This is a genomic window from Streptomyces sp. FH025 (assembly GCF_017427025.1).
Classification (GTDB): Bacteria; Actinomycetota; Actinomycetes; order Streptomycetales; family Streptomycetaceae; genus Kitasatospora.
Window position 1 is genome coordinate 1 of record NZ_JAFLNG010000495.1, and the last position, 5,858, is coordinate 5,858.

The window sequence follows — 5,858 nt, forward strand, 5'->3', positions numbered from 1 at the left end:
GGAGGAGCCGTCCCGTCCAGCGGGACGACTCCTCCTTGTACAGATCCTCGTACGGTTCCTCGTACGGGTTCCTCGTACCCGGCTCAGCCGAGCTTGCTGACGTCCCGGACGGCGCCCTTGTCGGCCGAGGTGGCCATCGCCGCGTAGGCGCGCAGGGCCTGGCTGACCTGGCGGTCGCGGTTCTTCGGCCGGTAGCCGCCCGCGGCCTCCAGCGCGCGACGGCGCTCGGCCAGGACCTCCTCCGGCACCTCCAGGGAGATCCTCCGACCCGGGATGTCGATGGCGATGGTGTCGCCGTCCTCGACCAGGGCGATGGTGCCGCCGGAGGCCGCCTCCGGGGAGGCGTGGCCGATGGACAGGCCCGAGGTGCCGCCGGAGAAGCGGCCGTCGGTGACCAGCGCGCAGGCCTTGCCGAGGCCGCGGCCCTTGAGGAAGGACGTCGGGTAGAGCATCTCCTGCATGCCCGGGCCGCCCTTGGGGCCCTCGTAGCGGATGACGACGACGTCGCCCTCCTTGACCCGCTTGGCGAGGATCGCCTCGACGGCGTCCTCCTGGGACTCGACCACGACGGCCGGGCCGCTGAAGGTCCAGATCGACTCGTCCACGCCGGCCGTCTTCACGATGCAGCCGTCCTCGGCGAGGTTGCCGTACAGGACGGCGAGGCCGCCCTCGACCGAGTAGGCGTGCTCGGCGCTGCGGATGCAGCCCTTCGCCGCGTCGGTGTCCAGCGACTCCCAGCGCTCGGACTGCGAGAAGGCCTCGGCGGAGCGCTTGCAGCCGGGGGCGGCGTGCCACAGTTCGACGGCCTCGGCGGAGGGCGAACCGCCGCGCACGTCCCAGGTCTTGAGCCACTCGGCGAGCGAGTCGGCGTGCACGGTGTGGACGTCCTCGTTGAGCAGCCCGGCCCGGTACAGCTCGCCGAGGATGGCCGGGATGCCGCCGGCCCGGTGCACGTCCTCCATGTAGTACGAGCCGTTCGGCGCGACCTTGGACAGGCAGGGCACCTTGCGGGAGATCGCGTCGATCGCCCGCATGTCGAAGTCCAGCTCGGCCTCCTGGGCGGCGGCGAGCAGGTGCAGGATCGTGTTGGTCGAACCGCCCATGGCGATGTCCAGGGCCATGGCGTTCTCGAAGGCGGCGCGGGTGGCGATCGCGCGGGGCAGCACCGAGGCGTCGTCCTGGCCGTAGTGCCGGTTGGCGATCTCGACGACCGTCCGGCCGGCCTTCTCGTACAGCGCCCGGCGGGCGGTGTGGGTGGCGAGCACCGAGCCGTTGCCGGGCAGCGAGAGGCCGATCGCCTCGGTGAGGCAGTTCATCGAGTTGGCGGTGAACATGCCGGAGCACGAGCCGCAGGTCGGGCAGGCGTTCTCCTCGATGATCGCGATGTCCTCGTCGGAGACGTTCTCGTTGACCGCCTGGGAGATCGCGTCGACCAGGTCGAGCTTGCGCACGGTGCCGTCGACCAGGGTGGCCTTGCCGGCCTCCATCGGGCCGCCGGAGACGAAGACGGTCGGGATGTTGAGGCGCAGCGCGGCCATCAGCATGCCCGGGGTGATCTTGTCGCAGTTGGAGATGCAGATCAGCGCGTCCGCGCAGTGCGCGTTGACCATGTACTCGACCGAGTCGGCGATCAGATCGCGCGAGGGCAGCGAGTAAAGCATGCCGCCGTGGCCCATCGCGATGCCGTCGTCCACGGCGATGGTGTTGAACTCGCGCGGGATGCCGCCCGCCTGCTTGATCGCCTCGGAGACGATCCGGCCGACCGGCTGGAGGTGGGTGTGGCCGGGGACGAACTCGGTGAAGGAGTTGGCGACCGCGATGATCGGCTTGCCGAAGTCCTCGCGGGCTACGCCGGCGGCCCGGAGAAGCGCCCGGGCGCCTGCCATGTTGCGACCGTGGGTGACCGTACGGGACCTCAGCTCGGGCACTGTGTTCCACTCCTTCGGGCTCTCGCCGGCGCCCCGCGGGAGGAGGGTTCGGGTTGCGGGGGCCGGGCTGTGGCTACCGAGCCTACGCCCGCCGTCCGGCCGGCGGACGGCCCGTCCGCGATGCGGGCAGGCGGGCAGGGCGGGGTCGGTCCGCTTGAGGGCCGTGGGCCGGTCCGCTTGAGGGCCGCGGGCCGATCCGCTTGAGGGCCGCGGGCCGGTGCCGGGTGACGGCCGTGGTTCAGTGCCGGGTGACGGCCACGGTGAGGTCCACGGCGAACGGCTCGACCACGACGCCGTCCGGGAACTCGGCCAGCATGGCCTCCCGTTCGGCGGCCAGCACCGGCGCCCGCTCCTCCGGGGCGAGCGAGGCCAGGTACGAGCGGGAGGTGAGGTCGGTGAGCACGTGCTCGACGGTGACCCGCCGCTCCCAGTGCAGCACCGCCCGCTCGACCGCCAGGCCGGCCGGCGCGAAGTGGCTGGTGTGCCGTCCGATCCCGCCGTAGCCGTGGTAGCGCTCGGGCAGGGCGGCGGCCATCCGCTCACCCCGGGCCCGGACCCACGGCACGGTCTCGTCGTACACGTTCCACCAGGCGGCGATGGCGCCGCCGGGCCGCAGCACCCGGATCGCCTCGGGGACGGACCGCTCGGGGTACGTCCAGTGGAAGGCCTGGGCGTAGGTGACCAGGTCCGCGGAGTGGTCGTGGAAGGGCAGGTCGTCACCGGTGCCGCGGACCAGCGGCAGCGTGGGCGAGGAGGCCAGGAACCGGTCGGCCATGCCCGCGCTGGGCTCGACGGCGACGACCTCCGCGCCCCGGGCGGCCAGCAGCCTGGTCGCGATGCCGGTGCCCGCGCCGACGTCCAGGACCCGGGCGCCCTTGAGGCTGCGGCCCCAGAGCCGCTCCAGGGCGTCGAACAGCTCGTCCGGGTAGCCGGGGCGGCCCCGGTCGTACTCCTCGGCGACCCCGCCGAAGCTCTCGGCGGCCTCCCGGTAGTTCCGACCCTCCGTCATCTCTCCCCCTCCGAACGGCAGTTCGCGCCCGTGCGGGCACGAGGGCTCAGCGTACGCGCGAGGGGGTGGCCAGGTGCAAGCGGGTGAATGCCAGGGCTTCGGCCAGGTCGGCCTCGCGTTCGGCGGGGGACGCGGAGCGGCGGGTGTTGACCTCCAGCACCACGTGGCCGTCGAAGCCGGTGCGGGCCAGGTGCTCCAGCAGCTCGGCGCAGGGCTGGTTGCCCCGGCCGGGGATCAGGTGCTCGTCCTTGCCGGAGCCGCTGCCGTCGGCCAGGTGGACGTGGCCCAGCCGGTCGCCCATCCGCTCGACCATGGCGAAGGCGTCGATCCGGGAGGTGGCGACGTGCGAGAGGTCGATGGTGAAGTGCCGGTACTCCTCGTCCGTGACGTCCCAGCCGGGCGCGTACGCGAGCACCTCGCGGTCGCGGTAGCGCCACGGGTACATGTTCTCGACGGCGAAGCGGACGTCGGTCTCGCCCGCCATCCGGTTGATGCCCTCGACGAACTCGCGGGCGTACTGCCGCTGCCAGCGGAACGGCGGATGGACGACGACGGCGCTCGCGCCGAGCTTCTCGGCCGCCGCCCGGGCCCGGACCAGCTTCGTCCACGGGTCGGTGGTCCACACCCGCTGGGTGATCAGCAGGCAGGGCGCGTGCACGGCCAGGATCGGCATCTGGTGGGCGTCGGAGAGCCGGCGCAGGGCCTCGATGTCCTGACTGACCGGGTCGTTCCAGACCATCACCTCGACCCCGTCGTAGCCGAGCTTGGCGGCCAGCTCGAAGGCGACGGCGGTGCTCGCCGGGTACACCGAGGCGGTGGACAGGACGACCTTGGTGTCGGGGATGTGCAGGGCCGGATGCTGGGGCAGCACCAGCCGGTCGGTGGTGCGCAGCAGCGGCGGGCGGGCGGCCTCGCGCTTGGCGGCCTTGACCGAGCGCACCGACTGGACGGCGGCCTTGGCGGCGCCGGCGGCCCGGGCGGTGCGGGTCTCGCGGGGCTGCTCCTTGGCCGGGGCCTTCTTCGGGGCGGCCGGCTTGGCGGCGGTCGGCCGGTCGACGGCCGACTTCTTCGTGACGGCCTGCTTCGTGACGGCCTGCTTCGCGGTGGCCGTCCGCTTGGTGGCGGCCTTCTTCGCGGTGGTGGTGGCTTTCTTCGCGGTGGTGGCGGCCTGCTTCGCGACGGCCTTCGGGGTGGCCTTCTTCGCGGTGCGCTGGGCCGCCTTGACGGCCTTGGCGGCCTGCGCCGCGGTGGCGCCCTTCACCGCCTCGCCGAGCCGGCGGCGCGGGCCGTCCGACCGCGACTGCCCGGCTCCTCCGGAGGCGCGGTCCTCCCGCGTCCCGTCCTCGCCCGCTGGTTGCACCACGGGAGACAGCGTAAGCGGAGCGCGCGGCGAACGGGACCGGATGCCCGGCGGAGTGACGACCGGCACGCCCGCGCCGGTCCGATCCGGTGCGGTCCGGTGCGGTCCGGTCCGATCCGGTGCGGCGGCTCAGAGGGTGAGCGCGGGCCGGCGGCGGTCGGCGGGGCTGTCCATCGAGTCCAGCTGGCGCAGGATGATGCCCTCGCGCAGCGCCCACGGGCAGACGTCCAGCTCCTCCAGGCCGAACAGGTCCATCGCGGCGTCGGCGACCAGTGCCCCGGCCAGCAGCTGCCTGGCCCGGCCCTCGGAGACGCCGGGGATCCGCGCGCGCTCGGCGACGGTCATCGATGACAGCCGCGGCAGCCAGGCGGACAGCCCGCTGCGGGTGAGCCGGCGGTCGGCGTACGGGCCGGCGTCGGCGGGGGCGGCACCCGTCATCCGGGCCAGCTGCTTGAAGGTCTTGGAGGTGGCGACGGCGTGCTGCGGCGGCCCGAGCCGGGAGATCTCGCCGACCACGGTGGCGATCTGGGCCCGGACGTGCCGTCTCAGCTCGCGCAGCCCGTCCGCGTCGGCGACGTCCCCGGGCAGCCAGCGGGCGGTCAGCCGGCCGGCGCCCAGCGGCAGCGAACAGGCGACGTCGGGCTGCTCGTCCAGGCCGCAGGCGATCTCCAGCGAGCCGCCGCCGATGTCCAGGTTGAGCAGCCGGCCCGAGGACCAGCCGAACCAGCGGCGGACGGCCAGGAAGGTGAGCCGGGCCTCGTCCTGCCCGGAGAGCACCCGCAGCTCGACGCCGGTCTCGGCGGCCACCCGGCGCAGCACCTCCTCGCCGTTGGCGGCCTCGCGGATGGCGGAGGTGGCGAAGGGCAGGATGTCGACCACGCCCTTGTCCTCGGCGACCCGCAGCGAGGAGGCGACGTGGCCGACCAGCCGCTCGATGCCTTCCTCGCTTATCGCGCCGGAATCGTCCAGCAGCTCGGCCAGGCGCAACTCGGCCTTGTGCGAGTACGCGGCCAGCGGGGCGGCACCCGGATGGGCGTCCACCACGAGGAAGTGGACCGTGTTGGAACCTACGTCGAGCACACCGAGTCGCATAACTCTCCACGCTACGACATCCGACTCCGGCGGAGATCGGTTGTGACGGTATTAGTGCTGGTCCTGGTCGTTCGAGGACCTTCCGTGCCCGAGCGGTCCGCCGTTACGGTCGGTACGGCTCCGGGCACCCGCCGCCGTCAGAGCAGGCCGTCCCACAGCTGTTCCACGATGACGGCCCACCAGTTCTCCGGATCGCCGAAGACCGTGCCGTCCAGCTCCACCAGGCCGCGCTGCAGCGCCTCCACCGCCCCGCCCGCGGCCGCCGGGTCGAGCCCGCGCAGAGCGGGCCACCAGCCGGCGAACAGCTCCAGGCAGCGGACGAACGCGCGCAGGTCCGCGTTGCAGTGCCGGGCGGTCGCGTAGTCAGGGTCGACCGCGCGGACGGCGCCGTCGGCGGAGTCGAGGGCGATCACCGCCCAGCCGTCCGTGCCCAGCACCAGCCGCCCGGGGAGCGCCGACCGTTCGCGCT

At 73.4% G+C, this 5,858-nt stretch carries 5 protein-coding genes; all 5 read right to left on the reverse strand.

Annotation, left to right across the window (positions count from 1 at the left end; all coding sequences use genetic code 11):
* Positions 1–83: 83 nt before the first annotated feature.
* Entirely contained in the window at positions 84–1,928 is a 1,845-nt protein-coding gene (ilvD, locus tag J0670_RS27620) for a dihydroxy-acid dehydratase (RefSeq protein ID WP_207814413.1), read from the reverse strand.
* Between the two features lie 238 nt (positions 1,929–2,166).
* Positions 2,167–2,937 carry a class I SAM-dependent methyltransferase gene (locus tag J0670_RS27625; RefSeq protein ID WP_207814414.1) on the reverse strand — a complete coding sequence of 257 codons (771 nt, stop codon included), beginning with the start codon at positions 2,935–2,937 and terminating at the stop codon, positions 2,167–2,169.
* Positions 2,938–2,983: 46 nt separating this feature from the next.
* On the reverse strand, positions 2,984–3,811 hold the full coding sequence (locus tag J0670_RS27630) for a sugar phosphate isomerase/epimerase family protein (RefSeq protein WP_374223181.1): 828 nt from the start codon (positions 3,809–3,811) through the stop codon (positions 2,984–2,986).
* Positions 3,812–4,426: 615 nt separating this feature from the next.
* Positions 4,427–5,389: a Ppx/GppA phosphatase family protein gene (locus tag J0670_RS27635; RefSeq protein ID WP_207814415.1), complete on the reverse strand. Its 963-nt coding sequence runs from the start codon at positions 5,387–5,389 to the stop codon at positions 4,427–4,429.
* Positions 5,390–5,526: 137 nt separating this feature from the next.
* On the reverse strand, positions 5,527–5,858 hold a 332-nt coding region (locus J0670_RS27640), incomplete at its 5' end, for an SUKH-4 family immunity protein (protein ID WP_207814416.1).